Origin of the sequence: Pseudozobellia sp. WGM2 (assembly GCF_017810075.1) — a bacterium.
Classification (GTDB): Bacteria; Bacteroidota; Bacteroidia; order Flavobacteriales; family Flavobacteriaceae; genus JADNYK01.
Map to the genome: position 1 here is coordinate 155,604 of NZ_JADNYK010000005.1, position 25,140 is coordinate 180,743.

At 37.2% G+C, this 25,140-nt stretch carries 18 protein-coding genes; 12 read left to right on the top strand and 6 right to left on the bottom strand.

Going from position 1 to position 25,140, the window contains the following annotated elements:
* Nucleotides 1-3: 3 nt before the first annotated feature.
* Nucleotides 4-2,880 carry a S8 family serine peptidase gene (locus IV512_RS13360; RefSeq protein WP_209404173.1) on the top strand — a complete coding sequence of 959 codons (2,877 nt, stop codon included), beginning with the start codon at nt 4-6 and terminating at the stop codon, nt 2,878-2,880.
* A gap of 10 nt (nt 2,881-2,890) precedes the next feature.
* Nucleotides 2,891-4,747: a hypothetical protein gene (locus IV512_RS13365; RefSeq protein WP_209404175.1), complete on the top strand. Its 1,857-nt coding sequence runs from the start codon at nt 2,891-2,893 to the stop codon at nt 4,745-4,747.
* Between the two features lie 218 nt (nt 4,748-4,965).
* Here the strand turns inward: IV512_RS13365 and IV512_RS13370 are convergent, their stop codons facing one another.
* The 5 genes from IV512_RS13370 to IV512_RS13390 form a co-directional block, all read right to left on the bottom strand.
* Nucleotides 4,966-5,574 carry a matrixin family metalloprotease gene (locus IV512_RS13370; protein ID WP_209404177.1) on the bottom strand — a complete coding sequence of 203 codons (609 nt, stop codon included), beginning with the start codon at nt 5,572-5,574 and terminating at the stop codon, nt 4,966-4,968.
* 42 nt (nt 5,575-5,616) lie between these two features.
* Entirely contained in the window at nt 5,617-10,536 is a 4,920-nt protein-coding gene (locus IV512_RS13375; RefSeq protein ID WP_209404179.1) for a hypothetical protein, read from the bottom strand.
* A 351-nt stretch (nt 10,537-10,887) separates the two neighbouring features.
* Nucleotides 10,888-12,525, bottom strand: a complete 1,638-nt coding sequence (locus IV512_RS13380) for an FAD-binding protein (protein WP_209404181.1) — start codon at nt 12,523-12,525, stop codon at nt 10,888-10,890.
* A 4-nt stretch (nt 12,526-12,529) separates the two neighbouring features.
* Entirely contained in the window at nt 12,530-12,892 is a 363-nt protein-coding gene (locus IV512_RS13385; RefSeq protein WP_209404183.1) for a hypothetical protein, read from the bottom strand.
* Between the two features lie 333 nt (nt 12,893-13,225).
* Complete coding sequence (locus IV512_RS13390; RefSeq protein ID WP_209404185.1) at nt 13,226-13,993, bottom strand: hypothetical protein; 768 nt, start codon at nt 13,991-13,993, stop codon at nt 13,226-13,228.
* A gap of 352 nt (nt 13,994-14,345) precedes the next feature.
* Between IV512_RS13390 and IV512_RS13395 the strand changes: the two genes are divergently transcribed.
* Nucleotides 14,346-14,501 carry a hypothetical protein gene (locus tag IV512_RS13395; protein ID WP_209404187.1) on the top strand — a complete coding sequence of 52 codons (156 nt, stop codon included), beginning with the start codon at nt 14,346-14,348 and terminating at the stop codon, nt 14,499-14,501.
* Between the two features lie 35 nt (nt 14,502-14,536).
* Here IV512_RS13395 and IV512_RS13400 read toward each other — a convergent pair whose 3' ends face one another.
* Nucleotides 14,537-15,346: an endonuclease/exonuclease/phosphatase family protein gene (locus IV512_RS13400; RefSeq protein WP_209404189.1), complete on the bottom strand. Its 810-nt coding sequence runs from the start codon at nt 15,344-15,346 to the stop codon at nt 14,537-14,539.
* Between the two features lie 118 nt (nt 15,347-15,464).
* Here IV512_RS13400 and IV512_RS20060 point away from each other — a divergent pair, with 118 nt between their 5' ends.
* The 9 genes from IV512_RS20060 to IV512_RS13440 all read left to right on the top strand — a co-directional run bounded on the left by IV512_RS20060 (nt 15,465) and on the right by IV512_RS13440 (nt 25,137).
* A complete protein-coding gene (locus IV512_RS20060; protein ID WP_371743297.1) occupies nt 15,465-15,839 on the top strand; it encodes a DUF6804 family protein in 375 nt (124 codons plus the stop codon).
* Nucleotides 15,817-16,260 carry a hypothetical protein gene (locus IV512_RS13405; RefSeq protein WP_245224820.1) on the top strand — a complete coding sequence of 148 codons (444 nt, stop codon included), beginning with the start codon at nt 15,817-15,819 and terminating at the stop codon, nt 16,258-16,260. Before IV512_RS20060 ends, IV512_RS13405 begins: the two co-directional genes overlap by 23 nt.
* A gap of 3 nt (nt 16,261-16,263) precedes the next feature.
* Complete coding sequence (locus tag IV512_RS13410) at nt 16,264-17,529, top strand: beta-carotene 15,15'-monooxygenase (RefSeq protein ID WP_209404191.1); 1,266 nt, start codon at nt 16,264-16,266, stop codon at nt 17,527-17,529.
* Between the two features lies 1 nt (nt 17,530).
* Nucleotides 17,531-18,454 (top strand): hypothetical protein, encoded by a 924-nt coding sequence (locus tag IV512_RS13415; protein WP_209404192.1) that lies wholly within the window; start codon nt 17,531-17,533, stop codon nt 18,452-18,454.
* Nucleotides 18,451-18,807, top strand: a complete 357-nt coding sequence (locus IV512_RS13420) for a hypothetical protein (RefSeq protein WP_209404194.1) — start codon at nt 18,451-18,453, stop codon at nt 18,805-18,807. Before IV512_RS13415 ends, IV512_RS13420 begins: the two co-directional genes overlap by 4 nt.
* Before the next feature lie 164 nt (nt 18,808-18,971).
* Nucleotides 18,972-19,529, top strand: a complete 558-nt coding sequence (locus IV512_RS13425) for a hypothetical protein (protein ID WP_209404196.1) — start codon at nt 18,972-18,974, stop codon at nt 19,527-19,529.
* 24 nt (nt 19,530-19,553) lie between these two features.
* Nucleotides 19,554-21,959, top strand: coding sequence for a class I SAM-dependent DNA methyltransferase (locus tag IV512_RS13430; RefSeq protein WP_209404198.1), 2,406 nt, complete (start codon nt 19,554-19,556; stop codon nt 21,957-21,959).
* On the top strand, nt 21,959-23,326 hold the full coding sequence (locus IV512_RS13435) for a restriction endonuclease subunit S (RefSeq protein ID WP_209404200.1): 1,368 nt from the start codon (nt 21,959-21,961) through the stop codon (nt 23,324-23,326). The genes IV512_RS13430 and IV512_RS13435 overlap by 1 nt, the downstream gene beginning before the upstream one ends.
* 2 nt (nt 23,327-23,328) lie before the next feature.
* A complete protein-coding gene (locus IV512_RS13440; protein ID WP_209404202.1) occupies nt 23,329-25,137 on the top strand; it encodes a DUF262 domain-containing protein in 1,809 nt (602 codons plus the stop codon).
* The last annotated feature ends 3 nt before the right edge of the window (nt 25,138-25,140 follow it).

The window sequence follows — 25,140 nt, forward strand, 5'->3', positions numbered from 1 at the left end:
ATCATGAACGATAAACTAAGAGAAATAGCTGAAAATGCCCATAGAAATTACTCTAGCGTAATTGCGGATATTGACCGGATAAAAACCGATATAACGAATGTGCGACAAGGAAAGGTGGCGTTATCGGAAATTCAGGTAGACCAAGAGAGGCTTCACAATAGAATTGAGCGCGAAGGTACCGTTGAGCTTCAGGCTCTGGAACGAATCAATGGGGAAGCCAATTTTCAGGATATACGCATTGTACGGAGAATAGTAGAGTTATCCAACGCTGTGGGCCGTATAACCACCAATTCCAGATTAGGGAATACGGGCTATGGCACAGGATTTTTAATAGCTCCCAACCTAGTGCTTACCAACAATCATGTTTTACCAACAACCGAGGTGGCCGGCAATTCTACCATCCAGTTCAATTATGAATTGGATCAGTATGGTAACCCCAGTACATCGGATAGTTTTAATCTCCTACCCACGGAGTTTTTTGTAACCTCCAGCTATAAAAGAACGGCTGTGGACCCCTTTAGCGGATTGGATTTTACCATTGTGGCCGTAGAGAATACCTCTAGGGAAGGGAATGCCATTACCAAATTTCCCATAGCGAAGTTGGATAAAAAATTGGGAAAGATCATTGATGGGGAAAATTGTGTAATCGTTCAACACCCAAAAGGTGATTACAAAAAAATTGTAATGAAAGACATTAGGATGCTGGTCTTAAAGGATGATTTTTTGATTTACGAATCTGATACGCTCCCGGGTTCTTCTGGGAGTATGGTGCTAGGCCTTGGGACCGGGGAGGTGGTGGCACTGCACCATAGCGGCGTTCCCAGAAAAAACAGACACGGACAATGGCTCAGAAAAGATGGGTCCGTTGTTCAGCCCGGAGACCCCGACAATATGATTGATTGGATGGGTAACGAGGGGATAAGAATAAGTAGTTTGTTAAACATGTTGGAGAGTATGCCCGTACCCCAACATATGGAGAAATATAAGAAGATGTTGCTGGCCGGGCTGGATCATTCCTTAAATATCCCTAGCGCAATTGGCGGAGAGGGCAGGCTTCAATCAAGCAGTTCAGTTAATGTATCATCTAACCTGTATTCCATGAACCGTTCAGAAAATAGTCAAAAGAAAATCCAGTATTTTGAGATTCAATTATCGCAGGTAAAGAAAATGCAGGATGATTGGAAGGAAAATGCCGAAACCTTGGTACCGGGTCTGTTGTTAAGTGAACCCCTGTATCCCATGTCTACGGAAAAGGCACACCGAGATTTTTATTACATAGAAATTGCCTCGGAGAAAAACCCTTGGGAAATTGCGGCCGAATTGGAAGGGCTGCCCCAAATAGATACCTGTACCCCCGATCTTGAAATGCTTACGGATATCAAACCCGGGCATTACGGAAGGTGGTCGGGGAACGAGAGCTTGGAATCCCTAAACGATGGTACGGCTGATTGGAAAGACAATGAAACCGACTTTAAGATTCGTTGGGCCAATGCCAGTATGGTAAAAGAGTCCATTGCCCAAGGTGATTATGAGACATATAGATATTGGAACAGGGTGGCCATAGGTGCCGATAAAAAGAAAGATTACGAGGAGGAAAAAAGAAAGTCTGCCCATGAGAAACAAATAGAGAAGAAAAAGGAGCGAAATAGAAATGTCTTTTTGGAGGAAGATGATTACGAGTATGTTAAGGATATTAAAGTGATTCAGTTAGATACGGGTTATACCGATCATGCAAAAGTATTGGATGGCTATAATCTTTTGGAAGACGAGGATTTTATTGATGGGGAGGATGCCCGCGATGAAATGAGTATGGGCATCCTAAGGCAACCTGGACACGGAACTCGTACCGCTAGTTTGGTTATGGGGAATTTGGCCAATGGAAAAATAGATAATGATGGAAACCATGGAATTTCGGTGACGGACAAAGGTACAAGGTTATTAAAGGTCATTCCTTACAGGATATCCAAGTCGGTAGTATTGATCGGTAGGGGCAGAAACTTGTTCAATGCCGTTTCCCAGGCTATTAATGCCCAGGCCGATGTTATTTTTATGTGCATGGGTAGTTACCCTAGACCCATGATCTACAGTATTGCCAAAACAGCTTATGAAAGAGGTATAATTTGGGTATGTGCTGCCGGTAACATGGTAGAATCTGTAATCGCTCCTGCCGTATACCCCGGTACTATTGCGGTAGCCGCTTCCAATCCCAATAATGAGCCATGGCGGCATACGTCGTACGGTCCAGCTGTGGATATTGCCGCCCCCGGCGAGGATGTTTATGTTCCTTTTCTAAGTAAAAAGAAAGAAGATATAATGGTATTTGGTTCGGGTACCAGTTATGCCACTCCCCATGTAGCCACTGCCGCCGCCTTATGGAAGGCAAAAAACCAGGAAGTTTTAAAGTATGTAAAAGAACCATGGCAGATTGTGGAGCTATTTAGATACAAACTGAAGGAAACTGCCAATAAAAAAGATTGGGATACCAATAGATTTGGAGCCGGAATTTTAAACATTAAGGCCCTATTGGAAAATCCTATTTTAAAATTTACGGAGGGAGCAGATGACACTAGAAAATTTAAAGAGGTAGCTAAGTTAGTAAAAGATTATGGCCTGGTTAAGGCCTACAAAGGCAAGGAAAATATTAAGGAGTGGGATCTGGGCGTACGCGAAACAGTACATTTTTTATGGAATACGGCACGTAGAAAGCTTACACCTGGTTTTGAAAGTGCCACGGCCCAAGAAAGTCTTACCGAACGGGCCCGAATGAGCGTGACGGCCATGACGGGTCGCCCCATGAACCGAGTATTAGAAAGCCACGGACAGTTTGATGAAGATCTCTCCGATGGACTGTTAAAAGTATATTTTGAAAGTTTTTATTAAAACAACAGTTATGAAATATTGTGATCTGCATTTACACCCCTTGGGGAAACACCAACTTGGTGGTGTCATGAACACTTCTAAGGAAAAAACCAAGATAGATGGGTTCCAACCCATACCTCTGTCCAAAGAGTTTAAAGATTATACGGACGAAGAAGTACTTAGACGGCTGGAATCCCAGGGCAGCTTGGATCAGATGAAAAAGGGAGAGGTCCATAATGCGGTGGCCGCCGTTGGTGCATTCGAATTTGGGGTGGCTTGTAGCAAGGGATATTTGACGGATATCCTAAAAACAACATTGAAGAACCCACTTGATAAGGACTATTTTGAAAGGGTACGTGAAGGAAAGGTTAGCTATCTAAGACTATTTCTTGAAAATTTGAACAATTACTTTCAGCTATCGCACGATGAAAAATTAGTGTTAATAAATAGGGGTTTAGAGGTCAAAGAACCCGAAAGGGTTAAGCTATTGCTTGCCATTGATGGAGGCTATAACCTGTGCTTTAAAAAAATAGGCAACGCCTTGGACTTTGAAGAACTTAAGAATCCTAAAGAGCAAAATAATCAGGAAGAAAAGGCCTCTAGAAATAATAAAAATGATGGTGATAACATAGCAGGTAATCAAAATGGTGAGCAACCGGAATCAGTTGAAACAATTAAAATGCAAGATTGGTTTGACTACCTTTTGAAAAATCACTCTAGATGCCCTTCGGAAGCTTTGAAGTTCGTAGTAGATAAGATCAGGGAAAAAGGAGGGGAAGTGCTGTACCTTACCTTGGCACAGTTGACCCATATACCGGAACAGCACTTGGCAACCCATGCCTACGGTACCAAAATGTTAAAGCACCCTTCTTTCTTTCCCTTTGGGAACGGGCTAACGGAATTGGGTAAGAAGGTAGTAGAAAAGGCGGATATGCTAACTAAAGGAGCAGATAAGGATAAATTGAAGGCGGGTAACAAGGCTCCTGTTTATATAGACATTACACATTTAAGCCTAAGGTCTAGGGAAGATCTGTACCGCTTCCGAAAGGAGAAGAATATAAATAGCCCCTTAATAGCTTCCCATGTGGCCGTTACCGGATATTCTATTAAGGGTTGGAAAGATAATTTGCAAACAGGTAAATGCCTCAACCATTTGGAGCAGGGGGTTAAAACGGTTAAAATATATGCTCGGCCCAAGGTGGCAGGTTATTGGGGCGGGGGAAGCAAGCAGGAGTTTGTTTTTCACCCGGGGACCATCAACCTCATGGACGAGGATATCATTGCCATTGTCAATAGCGGGGGATTGATAGGTCTATCCTTGGATGCCGAATTGTTGGGAAACACTACTGAAGCGTTAGATATGGAAGATAGTTGTGAGTTTATATCCACTCCGGATTTTACTCATTACTTTCCTTATACCAGCGTTAAGACTATGGAACATGCCAGTAGGGAACAATTACGGGCGGAGGAAGCTTGGTTGAAACCCAAGGGGAAGTACACCCACCCCTTAAGCCTTTGTTTTAATATTGTACATATATTGGCGGTAATTAACTTAAAAACGGATAAGGGGGACGATGAGGCTCAAAATTATATATGTATAGGAAGCAATTTTGACGGTTTTATAGAACCTTTAAAAGTGTGCAGTGCCAGTACGGAATTTAAGAATTTAGAGGCCTGTTTAAAGAAATGGCTGCCCGTGGCGGCTAAAAAATACCGTAGAGTAAATGGAGGAGCAAGTGACTCTCTTTCCTTTATGAAGACCAAAGGAGAATTGGCTGATTTTGTAAAAAAATTGCTCTCTACAAACATGAGCCAATTTGTTTTAAATAACTATGGGCATGAGAAATCAGCTGATAATAAGGGTGTCATGGAATCAGTGGAAAGTTAAAACTAGAGGAACAAAAGGCGGTTCAAAATAGACTGATATACTCTTGAAAAGTCCATCTTATCATGTATTCCTTTAGGTCCCCACAGCTGTATGAAAGGGTTTAACCAAATAAATTGGGGTGTTGTTAATGGATGTAAGTTCTCGGTTCCATGCTTTTTGGTAAAGCAGTTTTAGGTCCCTTTTATCCTCTTTCGTTAAAATGCTTTTGTTACCATAGTTCATAATGGACAAGGCTTTGTGTTCCCCAAAATCACGGAGGGTAATATGCGTTCGCTTATTTGGGCAAAATAGTGGCGTAACCCAAATATATGGCCCAGTTCGTGCATTAGTGTCTCCAATTGCTCTTGCCGGGGCTGTTCAAAAAGCTTAGGAAAAACTATCAGCTTATTTTGAAGGCTATTGGGAAAAAATGCCTTGGCGAGAACACAACCTTTGTGGCCACAATTGTCCCCCGGAGCTATCTGTATCTGAAAGTCTACAAGGTCCTTTGTTTCTATAAACGTAATGGGAGCGGCATCTCCCCAAGCTAATAGAGCTTCGTGCATTAGCTTTCTAACATAGGATGTAAATTCTTGCGGGTGTTGGTGGTTGCGGAGCGCGTATTCATCAAAAGACCAATGCAGTTCTTGGTTTTTGGCCCAAAGTGGAATTTGGCCATTGCTTACATGTACCACAATTTCATAAGGGGAAACCGATAGGGTTTGGGTATCTGTTTCACAAATGAATATATCTCCCCTAATGTTTTCGCTCTTCGGCAATTGAAATTCAGATTCTCTTTTTTTTGGAAACAACACCAGGGGCTTGTTGGGATTCTGCTGTTTTTTCATGGCATGGTTGTTTTGCTATAAGATTTAAGGTCTTCCAAACAATTATGGCTTGCTTGCACCTGAGGCCATCATTTTGCTTAAAGTTGGTATAATGGCACCCAAGGCGCCCAAGGCTGCAATCACAGTCTTGAAGTTGGCCATCAATTCTTGGTTGCCTAGGGCAATCACAGAAATAACCACTATAATTACAATGTATATTAAGATTCGTACACTGGCCCAACTGCTGCTTCCTCGGTTTTTGCTTTCTAAGCGAAGGGCTTCGTTCAAGGAAACCGAGGTGGTAACGAAGTTTTTAAAACTTTCATTGAAAATACGTGGTCGATCGTCCCAAATGATTAATCCTTTTTTCATGAGGGAGAAAAGGCTGTTTCGGTTTTTAATATTCATAAAACCATCCTTGGCCAGATCGTATAACAAATAGCGCTCCCTAGTAGGGAGGCTGTTCCAAATATCGTTGTAGTAACCGTGCGCTAAGTTTTGGGTGTGCATAATCATTCTTTGGTGGTCCAAAGTGGGTCGTATATGATTGGTTTTAAGCTTGTCTTTTGCCCTAGTGGCAACAATGGGTGCCAAAGTGGGAAGAAACTTACTGTAGCCCAATTCATCATATAACATTTCTTCGTCCCAACTGTTTAGTTCGATAGATTCTTCGCGAGAGCTCAGCCTTAATTTTAGGGTGGATTTGTCCTTCGTTATGCCAATCAAAATTTGTGGGAAGGCACTTAAGATATTTCTCCACGAATTAAAGTCGTCTTCTATACTGCCCCAAGGAAGATTGATATCTGCTGCCGGATTTTCATACATGGAAAAAATTTGGGTGGGATAGACCTCGGATATTAAAATAATACGTTTGTGGTGCGATATTAAAAAAAGCAGGACCCTTAACTTAAGGTGATTGGAACTGAAAGATTTGATGTTGTGCTCCAAATGCTTTATAATAAAACCTTCCTGCTCTTTCCAATCAAAAATATCTTTTTCTTGGTCTTCCAACAGGTGTTTTAGAATATCGGTAATTTCCAAATCGGTAACCGTATTCTCTAGCTGAAGCATGGACAGGGTAACCACCTTGGTATATTTTGCCTCCTTAAATATTTTTTTTGCAAAGTCATATTTGCCACTAAAAGGAGGACCTACCAAAAGAAGTCCTCCATTGGAATTTTCTTCTTTTAAAATATTTCCGAACTTCTTTTCATATCCGTTCTTCTTATCAGTGTCAAAATTACTTGCCTCCAAATGGCTAAACCTAAAACCGAAGAAGCGATCGGTGAAAAAAAGGATAAGGGAGAACAAACCAGCCAAAATAAGCACAAACCCTATAAAATAGAGGGATAGAAATAGGCCTTTTTCGTGTTCTTTTTCTTCTGAAATTTTAATACTTCTTATCCATTTATTTTTGATGGGTGTTTTTAAATAAAGGTCTTTATGGTCTAGGTCAACAATCCAAGAATCGTCATTGGCGGTAGGGTATACCATGCCCTGGAAGGGCTTTAATCGGGAATCGAAAATGGGGCGTGCCTTCCATAGTATTTTGTCCAGAAAGGGATGGCCCTCCATTGGGGGAGGAGAATCGCCAATAAATTGTTCTATAGTAAATTTTGGATGGTATTGACCTATTTTTAAATGGTCTTCAAAGTTGTTTTTAAATCTGCTAAATGCACTTTTGTAAATGGTTCTTAGGTCCCAAATAAAACCATTGGAGAAATAATTTTTTTTATAAAATTGTGGATAATCTGCTTTTATGTTAGTTTCTTTCTTCAAATTTTCTTGGGCCAAAAATAATTGGTCCGTCTGCTTATTATTATTGGGTCTTTTTAAATAGAGATCCTTATGATCTTGGTCAATTGTCCAAGACATGTCATTGGCGTAGGGGTATACCATTCCCTGGACGGGCGTTAATCGGGCATCGTAAAATGGGCGTGCCTTCCATTGCATTTTGTCCAGAAAGGGATGGTCCTTAGATGAAGGAGGAGGTTTACCTTCATAATGCTCCACGGCTATTTTTTGGTGGTATTGTCCTATTTTTAAATGGTCTTCATAGTTGTTTTTAAACCTGCCAAACGCACCATTGTACTTGGCTGGTACGCTCCAAAGAGAATCATTGGTTAACTTCTTGTTTACATCAAATTGCGGGAGATTTTTTTTTAATCTGGTTTTCTTATTCAAATATGCTTGGGTCATAAATAATTCGTCCGTCCGCAAAGCTATTTTATTGCAAAAATCCCATGAATTGTGAAAAATTGTAAAAGATGGCGCTATACCGGCCAATAACAGCCAACAGAAAAGGAAAAGGGCATACCCGTATTTGTAATTCATATTTAAAGGAAACCCTGTGTTTTTGTTAGACTGTTTCTTATTGTTAGACAGTATCTTTTTTAAACGGATCCATAGTTTATTGGTAAACAGCTTCTTTTTTAAACGGATTACTCTCATATTAGTGGCAAACTTCTTTTTGAAACTAATCCATAATTTATAGGCAATCTGTTTCCTTTTTACCGGATTGTATAATCCTTGCCCATTTTTGATCGAAAAAAATAGGGCGGTCAGGCAAATGCATTGGGCTATGGCCATTGCAATAAAGAATAGGGGCTTATTGCTGCTTGCCTCATACATAAAAAAGTTGATGAAGATGATGGAAAGCCCCATTAATAGATTGCGTACCTTAAATTTTATCCTTTTAGATTGTTTTTTTCTTTGTAAGGAATAAAAAACAATAAGGTAGGAGTAAAGGGTAGCCAAGAGGCAAAACAGGTATGCGTTGACCGGTTCTAGAAAAGAGCATATAACTACGCTTAAAAATGCTAGAATCAATAGTAATATGGATAGCCACATATAGGTATTCTTACACCTCTTCTTTGGGGTTAAAAATTCAAAATGAAAACGCTCGTACTTATACAGCCCCAGTTTGGGATTTCTAATTACCAAGGAAAGAAAAGTAATGGTCAGTAATAAAATAAATGCAATGATTAAAGCCATGTAAGAAAGGCTGAGTGCTTCTGCAACACGGGTTCTCAACAGACTAATATCATACAGGGTGACCATACTTAAATTGGTGCCTGCAATAGGGCTAATATGGTAAAGGTTTGCTTGCTCGTGGTAGTCTATAAGACCTGATGCCATAACCCTTGAAGATATGGCCGCTTGCAGGTTGCCATTGGAACGGCTTACCTCCCAAAAATTTTCCAGGGTGGCTCTTCCTTTTTCGGAGTGAAACTGAACCTCCCCTTGATCGTCCAATACGGCAAATTGAAAACCTATCGGTAGAATGGCCCCGTGGAGCGATTTCAATTGGGCACCTCCAATTTTATACCCGGGTAAGCCTGCCTGTTTTTTGTCTTCCAAAACGTACATAGCTTCTTCGGACTGATCATCAATAGAGACTACGGGACGCATAACATAAGCGATAATGGAATCTTTTGGTTGACTGTACCAATGGTTGGTAGGGTCTTTAAAGGCTTTGTAATAAGGCCTTTCTGAAAGGTTATTTATTTTTTGCGGACGATTTTTGGGTACATCTATAAACATCATATGGAAGAAGACATGGCCCTCTTCACTTCTCTTTGTTTGATCATCATCCTCTGGCTTCTTTTTTGGGGCTGTTTTGATTACGTATTTCAGTTCTTGCCGATATTGCGGCTCATTCGGTTTTATAAAAAGGACGGGGGTCTCCCGCTTTTTATCACCAGACGAATGTTTATACTGTTGATTTTCTTTGGTCAAGTCTATGTCATCGAGCGCTTGTATAATTTCCTTGTTTTCTTTTATAAAAGCCTTCTTGAAATGATGGTTTATTTCTTCAAGTTGATGAGGGATTTTTAAATTGTAATCATAATAGTACACCATTAGCGAAAGGAAAACAATCATGAGAATGGGTGCCCCGACGATGATTGAGATACCGGAAATAATGACATCTTTGCTATATACACGCTCATCTTCGGCAATGAACAGCATTTTAAAATAGGGGAGACCAAATAGTAATAACAAAACAAAAAGAGTAAGTAAAGTGATAATCCATGGATCTAATTGCTTTATGGCCTTATTATAGCGAGAGGAATCTACCAGGCCAATTAGGGTAAACTCATAATCAATATACTTGTTAAGATTGTTTTTATAAGAGTAATTACGAGCAAAGAGTTGGTATTTTTCCTCCTCTTTTGGAAATCCCATGGAAACCCCCATTACCATTTTCAGCGAGGAGGAATTTTCTAGGGTATTCGGGAGGGATATTTTTCCTTTTAGAGATGCCTTTTGGATGACTTCATCTATAGCTCGTATAGAGCCCATTTCAGCATCTTTTATAAGCACCACAAAATCATCAAATTCCCTGTTAAATAAAGGGGAGAAGTCGGATATGGGTAAAGAATCCAAATGATTCCAGAGTTTGCTTTGCTTGTTAAGGTCTAATTCGATTTGGTAATAAGTATTGTATGTGTTTGTAATACTCTCTTCAATTTGGATATAATCAGTATCTGTTAAATTTTGACTAGAGTTATCCTTTCTAATGTCTTCCATTAGATTGTTAAATATTTCCTCTGGAGATTTTCTCGCTTTGAAATTGTTAGCTAAGTTCTCGGTATATGATTTAATGGTGTTCTCGTCATTTTTCGTAAGCAAATTTTTTACTTTCTCAGCAATTTCGCTGCTCTTTTCCTCTATAAAATTATTTAACTCAATGCAGTTTTTAACTTTTTCCTCCGCTGCTCTTGCATCATCATCATCTTCTTCTTGCTTAGCACTATATTCCTGTAATTTATTGTCCAGTTGTTTTTGAATGATGTTATAACTGGCATCCAAACTGCGCAGGCGGCTTTCTTCAAAATAGCGCTGGTTGCTTTTGTAATGCAGGTAATAAAGTCCGCCCAAGGTAGCGGCAATGATCAGGCCAATGGTAAGCATTGTAAACAGGCGTTTGTGGGCGGTAAAAGGTATGCGGCCCGGGGAGCTTTTTCTAGGGGTGGTTGCCATTACTTGTTAGATTAGTAAGAATTGCTCTCGTTTGTTCTGGTTTTGCCAAAGGGGAAATCAAAACCGGCGTCCTTAATAGATAAGGTTTGGTTCCTTCTAAAAAACAACAATGATATTTTTTAGATAAATATGTGCGGAGGAATGTAAGTAAAACCTTAAATTACTATATGTGCTAATAAATTCCAGTACTTTTGTACGAATGGTAGCTGTATGTGTATGGTTGGTAATCAGTGTGTTACAACCTTAAAATTTTTAGGATAGGTTTGCACGTGTAATCATGGGGTCAACCAGTCTTAGGTCCTAAACAATCACTTTTTTGGCAGTGCCAATGATTCTAATCAGTACCTGAGTTTAAACAATCGGGTTACTTGGTTGGCCGTTACGGTCCAAAGATTCTATTAGGTCCGTAGGTACATTTAGGTATTTTTCAAGCCCAAGGGTCTTAATAAAGTCGTTGGAAAATATTTGGGCCATTTTTTCGGAAAGCAACCAGCTTCTACATTTCGTCCATCGGTCTACATTGTTGCCATACATGTGGTTGGCTAAATCGGGAAAGGCATAATCCATACTTTTGCCCCAATGTACCGTAAACGGAATGTTTTCGGACTGCATAGCTTCAATCATAAATCGACTGTATTCTTCTAAACTGGGAATTTTCTTCGATTTTTCCCATTGAATACCATCAATTTCGATAACACAAGTTTTATGAAATTTGGTAAAGCCTAAAGTTGCCTCAGTTCTGTTCACGTAGCGCATGGCGAAAATACCGGGTATGGGGTGGGCCTTTGTCATTTTTACCAAAGCGTTCAATGCTCTTTCAGAATCTTCAATGGCAACACCCATAGAGCAGGCAAAGGCAGGACCTTTGTAACCGGCGTCAAAAAAAGTTTCATAGAGCGTCGCGGTAATTTTCTCTTCATCTTTGGTAATTTCCGGTAGAATACTTTTCTGTAGACTCTTTATAAACCACGGAATACTTTTCGGGAATTTCTCACTGAACTTGATCAGCAAATAAATCAGGTCTTTGTAAATCGATTTTTCAATTTTAGTGAAAGGGTCAGGGTAGGCTAGGGTATACTTTTTCTTGTACATGGCCTCGATCACATATTGGTTTTCGTCTACATAAGGGTTAATAAAGACTTTGTAATGATACGGTCGGCTGGGCCTTCCGTTTTCGTCTACTTCACTGTCAATTTTAAATTCCGAATTCGTAAAATCCAAAGTTTTAGATAGAGACAGGGCCAAGTTTTTATCAATTCTTCTCACATACCTATCCAACAAGAAAAGGTCTTCCGCCTCTAAGGCTACTCCGTGAATAAATCCGAAACTGCCCAAACCGACCAAAGCGGCGTTGAACAATTCGTCGTTTCGAATCACCCGCGCGTTTATGCCGTGTGCAAAGGCATCGTTCAAGCCAGGTTTGGTGTGCCGTTCTAGGTAGACATTATCCGAGGCGTTCGGTCCCGTAATAATGTTTAGTCCGACTACATAATCCTGTACCGCACCCGTATCAAAGGCGGACCCATGTACGCCTGTTGAAATGCATCCGGCAATGGTCTGCCCGTTACTGGCACCTGTGGTCTTTAAAGATTTACCGTACTCGTTCAGTTTTTGTGAAATTTGTTTTATGGTACTTCCACATTCAAAAAAGAAGATATTCTCATGCTCATATTCAGAATCGGGGTGCATATCACCTTCCTCTATTTCAAGGTCTAGGTACATCAAATTGTTTTGATGCATATTATCCGCCTGGTGCGCGATGTTAGACATAGACCATCGAGAGCCATAGGCACGAAAACCCTCGTTATCGGTTTCGCATTTTTTGATGAGTCGTTGAATTTCTTCAGCGCCATCATTATAGCGCATCAGCCTACTGGGCATAGTGGCCTTAGGTTCGTGACGGGTAATGTATTGCCGTTTGACGTCGAATACCCCGTTCTCGTGCAGTGTATCCCATTTTCCTATTAATAATTCACTTGTCTTGGCCATGGCTTTACATTTCAGGAATCATACATACATATTTGATCTTCACTTTTCGACGGCTTCCAAAAGTCACCAAGTACAAAAGGTTGCCCCCAAAGGTGTCTTTAAATTCAACCGAAAACAGTTTTCCAGATTCACATTTGTCTTTAGGCACATTGATCATCATACCATCTGTAAGCACCGAAGTTTTGACCACAGCGGTATATTCACCGTACATCTTATCGCGATACCAATCTTGGCCCTGCATCGTTTCAGGGGGCATAGGCACACCATGCGTGCTGACGAAACGGGTGGTATAGCAAGATTGTAGTAGGGGTATGATGAAAAGGAGAAAAACCCCCAACCTGATAGTCTTGTGAAGCTTCGCGTACATTTTAAAATAATTTAACCAATGAAACCTAAGCTTCATCAAAAATTAAATGAAACCGGAAAGGGGAAGATTGGCATGAATGTAAATACAAAAAAGGGTTGGTTTAACAACTTTTGTATGTGTTACCGGAATTGTTGTATGGATGGGGTGTTTTAAGATGCTGTAAATGAGTGTGATGATAGGTTCTTGCCCAAAACAGCTTGAAAGCAAAATAGTTTGAAGAGCGTGATTTTCAATGGTGAAGCACGGGTGAGGTTGAAAGATTCGTTGGTCTACCAAATTGTGATTGGTTCAGGGCTGAACCCGATTTTTTAATGGTAAGATTTGGAGGGTGATTTACTCCGCAAACGAATTCTTACTGGGTTGATGAACCGGTACATATTTTTCAATGATATATTTGGTAACCGCTTTTAGGGTTTTCCCATGGACTGGGTGCAATCCTGGGGATGTATAAAATTCTACTTGGCTGTCATCTAATTTATAATACCAGACTAAGGGCTGCTCTTTTTGATTGAAAAAGTTGTAAGAAGCACTTACAGTGACCTTATTCATATTGTTGTAAAGGTGCTCATTAAAAGGTACAATCTTATTTCCTTCTTCGGAATATGGTCTTTTGTTACAGGGATATTTAATGTATAAGGAATCTGCCCAGGTCATACATTCTAAATGTATTTCAGAAGTATCATTTTCTTTGGTACTGCTCCAAACAATAATAGCTACAATTAAAACAGCACCTATACCTAAAAACATTAAAGCTTTGGGCTTAAAACTATTACTGCGTTTTGTTTGATTAATCGTTTTGCCTCCTAATTTACCAACTGCAGATTTGGGTTTATTTTGGTTATCGCCCACAAATTCCGCATAGTTGTTATATCCTAAATATAGACACAGGCACTCAACCAGTTTTGGCTTTAAATCATCTTGCTTTCCAAAATCGTTGTTCTCTAATTTATTATAGTAGTCTCTTAAAGTTCGCTCATTAATTGGGTACTTATAATTTTCTAGAAATAAATCGGATAGATGTCGCGCGAGATGAGTCTTTTTTTTTGAGCCAATTTCTTTCCGCGCTTTCTCGAAAGCTAGCTTTAAAAGTTCTTGAGACATAGGTAGTTGGTTTGTTCATTAAAACTAATTATTATGGAAGTTCCATGGAATTTTTTTTCCGGAAATTCTTTTCCATCGTTTCTCCACTAATCAAAATCTACTCTGTTTTCCTTTGTCGCAGAATGATTCCGCTATGCCTTGCTAGCCTAGCTCTCTAGAAAATCATTCAAGTTAAAAATCCGCAATACGGTCAGTGTAAACGCTGATTGAGAAGTAAGCTTCTAACGACTGTATGCGGGTTTTTTCTCTTCTCATCTTAGGGAGACGTCCCTTCATTTTTAACCGCGATTTAAAATCGCCGAACTGAGTAATAATTCGGACAGCCACCGGTATGTCCAAAAAATTAGGTAAAATGAAGCGTATATTTTTAGCCCTTACGGCCATAGTTTTTAACATAATTTTGTTTTCTTGTACGGACGATACCGTTTCAGAAACGGATCAGTTATACAGTAATCATCCAACTGAAGGTGATGATGGCGATCCACCGCCACCACCCCCAGAAGGTTAAAGTTAAAACGGGCTGTGTAAAATGCACAGCCCGTTTTATTTTAGTTCAAATTCTAAAAATACAGGTAGATGGTCTGATAATTTTCGAGCCTTTGCCAAGTTTTCACAAGAACCCACATAATCGATAGTACCACTTTTTAGAAATGCTATTTTATCTGAATAAAAAATATTATCAATGGCATGGGAGAGATAACCTTGGCCACAAGACTTTTTTAAAGTGGTTTTTTTATTACTGACCGATGCTTTAAAACCCACATCTTTTAGTCCATTAAAAACAGCTTCTTTTTCATCCACATTAAAATCACCGGCCAAAATCAAGGGACGTTCTATAGTTGAAGTATTTAAATAGTGGGTAATCGCCTTTATTTCATCCTCTGGGTTTTTATTATGTGGCCTCGAGTGAAAATTAAGTACCGAAAATTTTTGGTCATCCACATAAAAATTAAGATAAAAGGGCTCTCTGTCCACCATTTTTTCAAGGGCGGATACCAAGGCGCCCCTATTTTTGATTTTGATTTGTTTGGTCTTCCAGATGATAGCATAGCGTTCGGCCGCAAATTTGGGGCTGTTGGTAGGGCTGCTGATTACATAATCCCATTTGCTGCCCATTCTGTTTAAAATGTCGCTAAGCTTGGCCACGGCCTGAGCTCCACCATAGCCCGCTACCACCTCTTGTATGGCCACAATGTCTGCATTACGTAAGATATTGGCGATTTCTTCTAGTTCATCAGAGTTTTTGCTTTGTCCAAAATCTTGAATGTTCCATGAGATGAGGGTGATTTTTTCTTGGGAGAAAAGGCTAAAACTTAAAAAAATATATAGATATAAAAGGAATGGTTTGAGCATAAGATGGTATTTCGAAACGAAATTAACATAAATAGATTTTGTTCATTACGGGATTCTGTAAAGTAGGTCAATAGAATTGTAATAGGTTTGGATATATCAAACCAAAATTACCTTACTGATGAAATATGTTTTTAAGAAAGATATAAATAGTTACATATCTATCCTATGTGCAATAGTATTGTTGATTGCTACATTCTCAATAGGAAGTTCATATTATAGGTTTCTAAGAATTTTGGTCTTTCTTGGCGCAATTGTGATAGGAAGTCAACTTTATAAGGACCCTTTTAAGATACTTTGTTTTGCTCTTATAGGCTATCTATTTAATCCCATATTTCCCGTTTATCTCTATCAAAAAGTAATTTGGATTCCTATAGATATACTTACCGCCCTACTATTCATCATACAATCATTTACAATTAAAAATAACAAACGCTTCATACCATACACCCGTAAGAAAACTACCAAATCTTATGGTAGAGATAGAAAATTCTAAAACCAAATATGTAAACATGGAAAAACCAACCATATCAGAAGAGATTAAAAGCCATTTTTTAAGACTCTACCAAATTGCTCTCACAGATGATGATTTTAGCCCTTTAGAACTGAGGTTGCTATATCAATTTGCAAGTGAGCGGAACATCTCTAGGGAACAACTAGATGAAATTTTAACTTCACATTCCGGTGTCATTACTATTCCTGAAACTTTAGAAAAGAGAATTGAATACTTGTATGATTTTGCCTTAATGATTTGGGCAGATGAAAAAGTTACCGATGATGAGTACAATGCTTTAAAAAAGTACTGTAGAAAATTTGAATTTCTAGAAGAGAAAATAGTACCTCTCACAAATTATTTAATTGAGAGTGCTAAAGAAGGAAAAACAAAAGAATCAATTCTACTTGAACTAAATAATTAAAAAATGGGACTTCTAAAAAGTATTGCTCAAATCAAACAAAGTAAAACACCCGAACTAAACTTAACTCAACCGTCTTTTGAGGAACAGCGAAAAACGTATCACGCAGATGGATATTCCACTTCAAAATCATGTCAAGGTAGGTCTGAAAATCTACAGGCAAGTTTAGATGCTATCTACCATAAATTTGAGAACAATTGCAAAAAGGAAGAAATTGAGCAATTAAAACTTAAACAACCCTATGTTACGGAATTAAAGGGAAAGAAGACGCTCTTATTAACAAAAGATGAAGAACTGCAACGTGAAAAAGAACGTCTAAATCAAAAGGAAAATAAAGTTGAAAAGTTAAAAACCGATATTGTTAGCGTTAGAAGAAATCCTCAAGATTTTGGCATTCCCGTAGACAGGAGATCCTCGTCTAAGTTTTGGATTGGATCTGTACTACTTCTATTTCTAACCGTTTATATCTTCATATTTTACATTTCTACATCCTTCTCTGCCTTTTTTAGAACTTTTGACCCATCAACTGAATTGTTTGGGGGTATGTTTTATCCTAAAGCTTTGCAAGAAGCCTATGATGCCGGAGCTTTGGAACTAGGTTTTATTCTGTTCATACCCTTTGTCTTTTTTGGTTTGGGTTATTTGATTCACATATTTATGCACAAACAAAGCATTGGTAATGTTTTTAAAGTAATTCTTCTATTTATAACCACGTTTATTTTTGATGCACTTCTAGCCTATTTAATAGACGAAAAACTATACAACCTAAATAAGACCTTTGAAGACCCAGAATTCTCCATTACTGTTGCGTTTACCAGCCCTAGTTTCTGGGTTATCATTTTTGCAGGATTTGTTTCCTATATCATATGGGGACTGGTTTTTGATATTGTGATGAAGGAACATGCAGATAGAGATAAAATCGAAAACTATATAGCTTCTTTAGAAAATGATATTAAAAATCAACTTCACATTATTGCTAAACAAAACGCTACCATTCTTTCATTAGAAAAAGTTATAAGTGAAAGCAAGATTAGATGCTCAGAATTAGAGGATATCATTGACGGTTTTATATTACCTATCAGAAACTATAAGGCATTGTCTTCCGAATATTTACAAGGATGGCAAGAATGCATTACTTCGGAAATTGTTTTGGGACCCGAGCAAACGAAAGATTATTTGAATGCTTGCAGAAAGGTTTATGATACCCATATTACCAAATTGGATTTGGATACAGATGACTACCAAAACAAAGTGTACACTAAAACATTATAATATGAAAAGCAAAATACAAGTGATACTACTATCTGTATTCGCTCTAATAACATTTTCTTGCAACTCAGATAAGAAAAAAATTGAGAAAGCTATCACTATTTCAAAATCCAACGCCGATGGCAATTGCCCAAACTTTATTATAGAGAACAGAGAAAACAACCTAAACATTAGCGTTTTTTTAGATCTTTCCGATAGAATTACCCAACCAAAGACTATTCTAAAAGATACGGAATATCTTAAAAGTATTTCTAAGGCGTTTACCAATCATGTAAAGACAAAAAAATTAATACTCTTACAAGATAAAATTCAGCTTTATTTTAACCCTGAACCTACGAATAACAACATTAATGGTGTTGCCGAAAAGCTTCATATAGAGTTCGATAAAAATTCGCCTAAAGCAAAAATTTCGGAGACAGAAGAGTTATACGCGAGCCAACCTAAAGAGATATATAATCTAGCTTTAGCAGATTCTGAAAATCCCAGAGACTTTCCGGGATCGGATATATGGAGGTTTTTCAAGGATAATGTAAAGGATTACACAATTAGCAATTGTCATAGAAATATTCTGGTTGTACTTACCGATGGCTATATGTACCATGACAATAGCCAAATGAAAGAGGGCAACTTAAGCTCGTATCTAACTCCAAAATCACTGGGTAAGCTTCCTTTTTCAAAGTCAAATTGGAATGAAACCCTTACAGAAAAAGGTTATGGTTTTATAAAAGCAAATGATGGCTTAGGAGACTTAGAGGTATTAGTAATCGGTATTGAAAGCTTAAACCCTAAAAACCCATATGCTATTGATGTGATGAGAGCCTATTGGACCAATTGGTTCAACGAAATGGGAGTTAAGAAATTTAAAATCCAAAATGCTGACTTGGCATCAAGTGTTGAAAAAGTAATCTTTGAATTTATAAACCCATGAGAAAGCTCACTCTATTTTTTATTTTACTCTCCTCCCAAAGTAATTTCTACGCTCAAACCTCCTGTTCTGATTTGTTGAATAGGGTTGAATCTGAAAGTTACGGTACCACATATTCTAGTTATGGAAGCGATGCCATTTCACAGGTTACCTTTTATGATTTAACCGATGATAGTTATAACACCTATTATTTTGCCGTAGTACAGTTTACAAGTTCGTATAATAAATACATTTACCAAGTAAGTTCCATTACAGAAAGAAACTACTCGTACAATTATATTACAAGTGCTGGGAAAGCATTTTGGAAATACATACAGCCCTATAATGAGAATCTAAACTGTGCTCCGGATTTTTAAACTGAACCTTATAATATGAAAACAAAATTGCTAGTACTCTAATTATCTGAGAATTGACAATGTTACAGTTGGAACACTATTTAAGAATATGAAATTATCATCGTTTTAAAGATGCTTTTATTATTTTGGTAGTAGATATTATCCCATAAAATTTTAATATAAAAATGCCAGATTGTATTGATTGCGGTGAATACACCAAATTCAACAATGGTTTATGTACCGAATGTTATAATAAGAAAAACGGAAATCCATGGGTTTCTGGAGTCATTAAAGGCCGTATTGCAGAAACCATTATAGAACAACTTTTTATGTCCCTAGATTTTCAAGTTTTTAAATACGGAATGGAAAACTCCATTCCCGGTATAACAGACTTACTCAAAGGTGTGCGCGGCGATGTTGTTAAAAACATACGTCAAATGCCCGATTTTGTAGTTTTCAAACATAAACAAGCCCATTTTATTGAGGTAAAATACCGTAAGAGCGGTAAATTATCTAAAACTGATATTGAAAAATATGGCAAATATCCTTTTGAAAATGCCTTGTTTGTTTTGGTAACCCCAAAACACATAAAATGTATATCCTATTCCGAATTAAAAGCCGGTAAAGAGATAACAGAAAAATGCAGGAACTGGCTTGGTAAACGAAAAGAATTCGAAACTGATAGCGAACTTATTATTGACTACTGTAAATACGCTACTAAGTTTTTTGAAAATGTTGATTAACAAAACAGATAAAGAATTCCAATAATGAACAAATCATCCCACAATAAATTAGTATCCTTTATTTGGTCTATTGCAGACGACTGTTTACGAGACGTATATGTACGCGGCAAGTATAGAGATGTTATTTTACCAATGATTGTACTGCGTCGTTTAGATGCCTTGCTTGAACCCACAAAAGAAGCCGTTTTAGAAGAGCTTGCTTTTCAAAGAGATGAAGCTGGCTTTACAGAATGGGACGAGACAGGGTTGCGCCAAGCCTCTGGTTTTGTTTTTTACAATACCAGTAAGTGGACACTTCAACAATTAAAAGATACTGCCACCAATAGTACACAAATACTACAGGCTAATTTTGAAGATTACTTAAACGGATTTAGCCCTAATGTAAAAGAGATTATTCAAAAATTTAAACTGCGTAGTCAGGTTGCTCACATGGCTAATAAAGATGTGCTTTTAGATGTTTTGGAAAAGTTTACATCTTCAAAAATTAACCTTACCCCTTTTGAAAAAGAAGACCCGAACGGCAGAAAACTACCGGCACTTTCTAATTTAGGAATGGGGTATGTATTTGAAGAACTCATTAGAAAGTTCAACGAAGAAAATAACGAAGAAGCTGGAGAGCATTTTACCCCACGTGAGGTGATTGATTTAATGACCCACATTATCTTCGACCCCATTAAAGACAACTTACCACCGGTAATGACTATTTATGATCCAGCTTGCGGGTCTGGAGGAATGCTTACCGAGAGCCAAAACTTTATTAAAGATGAAGAAGGAGAAATAAGAGCCATAGGAGATGTGTACCTCTACGGTAAAGAAATAAACGACGAAACTTACGCCATTTGTAAGTCCGATATGATGATCAAGGGCAACAATCCCGAAAACATTAGGGTTGGCTCTACCCTATCTACCGATGAGTTTGCAGGCACTACGTTCGATTTTATGCTCTCTAACCCTCCTTACGGAAAGTCTTGGAGTAGCGAGCAGAAATACATTAAGGATGGTAGAGATGTGATTGACCCACGTTTTCAGATTAAACTGAAAAATTACTGGGGAATAGAAGAAGAACAGGATGCTACTCCACGTTCTTCTGATGGGCAATTATTGTTTTTAATGGAAATGGTTTCTAAAATGAAACCCTTATCGCAAAGCAAAACAGGAACCCGTATTGCATCGGTACATAATGGCAGTAGTCTGTTTACGGGCGATGCCGGTGGCGGAGAAAGCAACATCCGTAGACACATTATAGAAAACGATTGGTTAGAAGCTATTGTGCAATTGCCAAACAACCTATTTTATAATACAGGAATTACGACGTATATCTGGATTTTAAGCAACAACAAAGCTGCCAACCGTAAAGGCAAAGTACAATTGATTGATGCAGTACAACTTTACCGTAAATTACGTAAAGCCTTAGGAAACAAAAACTGCGAGTTCTCGCCAAAACACATTACTAAAATCGTAAATACTTATAAAAACATGAGTGTTGAAGAACGTGTAGGTGAGCAAGGTATTTCTTCAAAAGTTTTTGATAATTCGGATTTTGGGTATTATAAAGCCACTATAGAAAGACCAAAACGTTTAAAAGCACAATTTACAGCAGAGCGTATTGAAGCACTTCGTTACGACAGAGTCTTACAAGAACCGATGCAATATGCGTTTGAAACCTTTGGAGAAAGTATATACACCAACACCAAGCAACACGAAAAAGATTTGTTAGAATGGTGCGAAAAAAACGAGTTAAACTTATCTTCTGCTAATAAAACAAAACTGACCAAGCCTGCAACATGGCAAAAGCATTTAAACTTAGTAAAAGCAGGAACTATTTTGCTAAAAGCCATTGATGAAGAGGAATACAATGACTTTAACGAGTTTAAAAAGTTAGTTGATGACGAAATTAAAAAGCAGAAACTAAGCATAAGTGCCAGTGATAAAAAAGCCATTTTAAATGCGGTAAGTTGGTATGATGCCGAAGCAGATAAAGTGATTAGAAAAGTAGAAAAACTATCTGGAGATAAATTAACCAAACTCTTAGCACATTTAGATTGCGAAGAAAAAGACTTACCCGACTTTGGGTATTATGGTTTTAGTAACGATGTCACCTCGAGCATGTCACCTCGAGCGCAGTCGAGAGGCGAGAGGTCTTTAAAGAAGGGAGAGTACATCACCTACGAAACAGAAAGTGACTTACGAGACACTGAAAACGTACCACTTAAAGACAACATACACAGTTACTTTAAACGCGAAGTACAACCACACGTGCCAGAAGCATGGATAAACCTAGACGCCACCAAAATTGGTTACGAAATTAGCTTTAACAAATACTTCTACAAGCACACACCATTACGTAACATAGAAGACGTTACTAAAGATATACTAGACTTAGAAAAACAAAGTGATGGTTTAATTACTGAGATTTTAAACTTGGTATAATGATAGAAGCAAAAACAAAAATAGAGCGTTACGAAAGCTATAGAGATTCTGGAATAGAATGGTTAGGAGAAATCCCTGAGCACTGGAAGATTGAATCCTTTAAACATATTCTAACAGAACGTAATGAAAAAAATGCGCCTATCAGAACTAAAGAGATTTTATCCCTTTCTATTGATAAAGGTGTTACTCTATATGCTGAAAAGACTACAAATTTAGACAGATTCAAAGATGACTTTTCCAAATATAAGTTAGCTCAAAAAGGTGATTTAGTGTTTAATAGCATGAATATGATTGTTGGAGCAGTTGGTGTTTCCGACTATTTTGGGTGTGTAAGTCCTGTTTATTATACATACTATGGAGAACTTAATAATTCTGATACTTCAAAGTTTTATGAATATTTGTTTAGAAGTAAAATAGTTCAAGGTGTTTTGTATAGTCTTGGAAAAGGATTAATGGCTATTGATAGAGGTGATGGGAAATATAACACTTTGAGGTTAAAAGTTTCTAGAGATGATTTACGGTCGATGAAATTGCCATTTCCTAATTCCTCAGAACAAACCCAAATAGTACAGTTTTTAAACGATAAAACCACCAAAATAGAGGACGCTATTGCTATTAAACAGCAACAAATAAGCTTACTTAAAGAACGCAAACAAATTTTAATACACAAAGCTGTAACACGTGGTTTAGACGATAGTGTCGCCTTGAAAGATTCTGGTGTGGAGTGGATTGGGGAGATTCCTGAGCATTGGAATTGCGTTAAATTTAAATTTATTATTCGCACCAAGGCTCGATTGGGCTGGAAAGGATTAAAGGCGGCTGAATATGTTGACAAAAGTAATTTTGGTTTTCTTTCAACACCAAATATTAAAACCAGAGATATTGATTTTAATAGTGCATACTTTATTACTAAAAGAAGATATTACGAATCACCTGAAATTATGCTACAAAAAGGTGATGTTCTATTAGTAAAAGATGGTTCAACATTAGGAATTTCAAATATAGTGAGAGACTTACCTTTTAAATGTACTGTAAATTCTTCTATTGCTGTTTTACGTGTAATGAATGGTGTAAATCTTTTACCAGAATATTTAAACTACTTTTTGAAGAGCGAAACTTGTCAAAGAATTATTGATAAGAAAAAAGATGGTATGGGGGTACCTCATCTGTTCCAATCTGATATAAACAATTTTAGTGTTCCTATTTTCTCAATTGAAGAGCAGAGTCAAATCTCAGAATATATAGAAAAATCATCTATTAAACTTGATGAAGCTATTGGCTTAAAACAGCAAGAAATTGCCAAGTTAAGAGAGTATAAGAGTAGTTTAATAAATGGGGTGGTAACTGGTAAGGTGAAGGTATGTTAGGGATGGAGGAAACTAAAAACTTATTTATACCTGTACATAATTTACAGAGTAAAAGCTTTGTAGTTAAAGACTATCAACGTGGTTACAAATGGACAGACAAAGAAATTACGGCTTTACTAGACGACGTAAACGACCATAAAGAAATTGATGGTAAATATTGTTTACAGCCTGTAATTGTTAAAACGCAAGAAGATAAAACCATTGAGTTAATAGATGGGCAACAACGTATTACAAGTATATATTTATTACTTTTTTATTTAAAGCAAGAACATTTTTATAGTATTTCTTATCAAACCAGACCAGCGACAAAAAAGTTTTTAGAAACTGAATTAGCCATATTACATCAAGTAATTCTAGAAGATGTGTCTTGGCAAGATTTTATAGATCAATTTCCAGATTATAATAATGTAGATATTTTTCATTTGTTTCAAGTCTATGTTCATATTCATAAATGGTATACAAACCCAGATATTAACAGAGATGGTTTTCTAGAAAAATTAGAAGATAACGTAAACATTATTTGGTACGATATAGTAATCTCAAACACCAATAACCAATTACAATTGATACCAGAACAAGTTTTTTTAAATCTTAATGCAGGTAAAATACCCTTAACAAGTTCTGAGTTAATAAAAGCATTATTTATTCTCGAAGCCCAAAACAAACACGCTAAAGAAATTGCCAAGTTAAAAGCAACAGAACTAGCAACAGAATGGGATCAAATAGAAACAAAATTACATGACGATTTATTTTGGTTTTTTATTTGCGACAATAAGCAATACAATAATGCAGCAACACGTATTGATTTTATCATTGATTTGGTGAATAACCGTAATTCAAAAAAGCACGACAGCTTATATTCGTACAGGCTTTACGAAACCAAATTTAAAGACGAAGAAGATTTAGACTGGAAGGCTATTAAGAAAACCTTCAATAAACTTTTAGAATGGTACGATAACAAAAAGGTTTATCATTTGGTAGGTTTTTTAATAGTAAGTGGATTAAAAAAACTATCTGCTATTATTGAGTTAAGCAAGAATAAATCTAAAGTAGATTTTGCAATTGCTTTAGAAAATGAAATAAAAAAAGCATTTTCCAAAACCAAAAAGAAAGATGACAAAAAGGTTGAAATTTATAATTTAGAAAACCTGCATTACGAAAACTTTAAAAAGCAATGTAATGATATATTACTGCTTTTAAATATTACGTATTACATCAACAGCAATGGTCCTCATAAATTTCCTTTTAACTTATTCAAAAACGAGAATTGGAGTGTAGAGCATATTAACCCTCAAAATCCTAGAGATTTTAAAACAGTTAAATATCTTTTAGAATGGTTAGAGGTTAATAAGGAGTACTATACCAAAACTGACAATAAAGCCATAATTGAATTGCTAGATAAAGTACTAAGTTTTGTAACAACATTAGATACTTCAAAAACGCTAAAAGATATTAAGTTAAGCAAAGAACAAATTCAAGATATAGAAGATGTAACAGAAAGTATTACCATAGATTTAGGTTTACACGGTATTTCAAATTTAGCCTTACTAGATGTAAATACAAACAGTAAAATTGGTAATAAACCTTTTTTAGAAAAGAGAGAAGAGTTACTAAAACTAGACCAAGAAGGTAAATATGTAAATAGTAAAGGAGAAGAAAAACTGGTCTATTTACCTATATGTACAAAGAATGTGTTTTCAAAAATTTATACAACAGATAAAGAAAGTACTTTAAAATCATTTTTTGGTAAAGAAGATATGAACGCCTACAAGTTATTTATAGAAACGCAATTAGAACCTTATTATAAATAACAG

Coding starts and splice junctions, on each gene's coding strand:
- IV512_RS13410 (WP_209404191.1), top strand. CDS start 16,264: ATGGGACTTCTAAAAAGTATTGCTCAAATCAAACAAAGTAAAACACCC.
- IV512_RS13390 (WP_209404185.1), bottom strand. CDS start 13,993: ATGTCTCAAGAACTTTTAAAGCTAGCTTTCGAGAAAGCGCGGAAAGAA.
- IV512_RS13395 (WP_209404187.1), top strand. CDS start 14,346: ATGAAGCGTATATTTTTAGCCCTTACGGCCATAGTTTTTAACATAATT.
- IV512_RS13375 (WP_209404179.1), bottom strand. CDS start 10,536: ATGGCAACCACCCCTAGAAAAAGCTCCCCGGGCCGCATACCTTTTACC.
- IV512_RS13430 (WP_209404198.1), top strand. CDS start 19,554: ATGAACAAATCATCCCACAATAAATTAGTATCCTTTATTTGGTCTATT.
- IV512_RS13400 (WP_209404189.1), bottom strand. CDS start 15,346: ATGCTCAAACCATTCCTTTTATATCTATATATTTTTTTAAGTTTTAGC.
- IV512_RS13420 (WP_209404194.1), top strand. CDS start 18,451: ATGAGAAAGCTCACTCTATTTTTTATTTTACTCTCCTCCCAAAGTAAT.
- IV512_RS13370 (WP_209404177.1), bottom strand. CDS start 5,574: ATGAAAAAACAGCAGAATCCCAACAAGCCCCTGGTGTTGTTTCCAAAA.
- IV512_RS13360 (WP_209404173.1), top strand. CDS start 4: ATGAACGATAAACTAAGAGAAATAGCTGAAAATGCCCATAGAAATTAC.
- IV512_RS13380 (WP_209404181.1), bottom strand. CDS start 12,525: ATGGCCAAGACAAGTGAATTATTAATAGGAAAATGGGATACACTGCAC.
- IV512_RS13405 (WP_245224820.1), top strand. CDS start 15,817: ATGGTAGAGATAGAAAATTCTAAAACCAAATATGTAAACATGGAAAAA.
- IV512_RS13425 (WP_209404196.1), top strand. CDS start 18,972: ATGCCAGATTGTATTGATTGCGGTGAATACACCAAATTCAACAATGGT.
- IV512_RS13435 (WP_209404200.1), top strand. CDS start 21,959: ATGATAGAAGCAAAAACAAAAATAGAGCGTTACGAAAGCTATAGAGAT.
- IV512_RS13415 (WP_209404192.1), top strand. CDS start 17,531: ATGAAAAGCAAAATACAAGTGATACTACTATCTGTATTCGCTCTAATA.
- IV512_RS20060 (WP_371743297.1), top strand. CDS start 15,465: ATGAAATATGTTTTTAAGAAAGATATAAATAGTTACATATCTATCCTA.
- IV512_RS13385 (WP_209404183.1), bottom strand. CDS start 12,892: ATGTACGCGAAGCTTCACAAGACTATCAGGTTGGGGGTTTTTCTCCTT.
- IV512_RS13440 (WP_209404202.1), top strand. CDS start 23,329: ATGGAGGAAACTAAAAACTTATTTATACCTGTACATAATTTACAGAGT.
- IV512_RS13365 (WP_209404175.1), top strand. CDS start 2,891: ATGAAATATTGTGATCTGCATTTACACCCCTTGGGGAAACACCAACTT.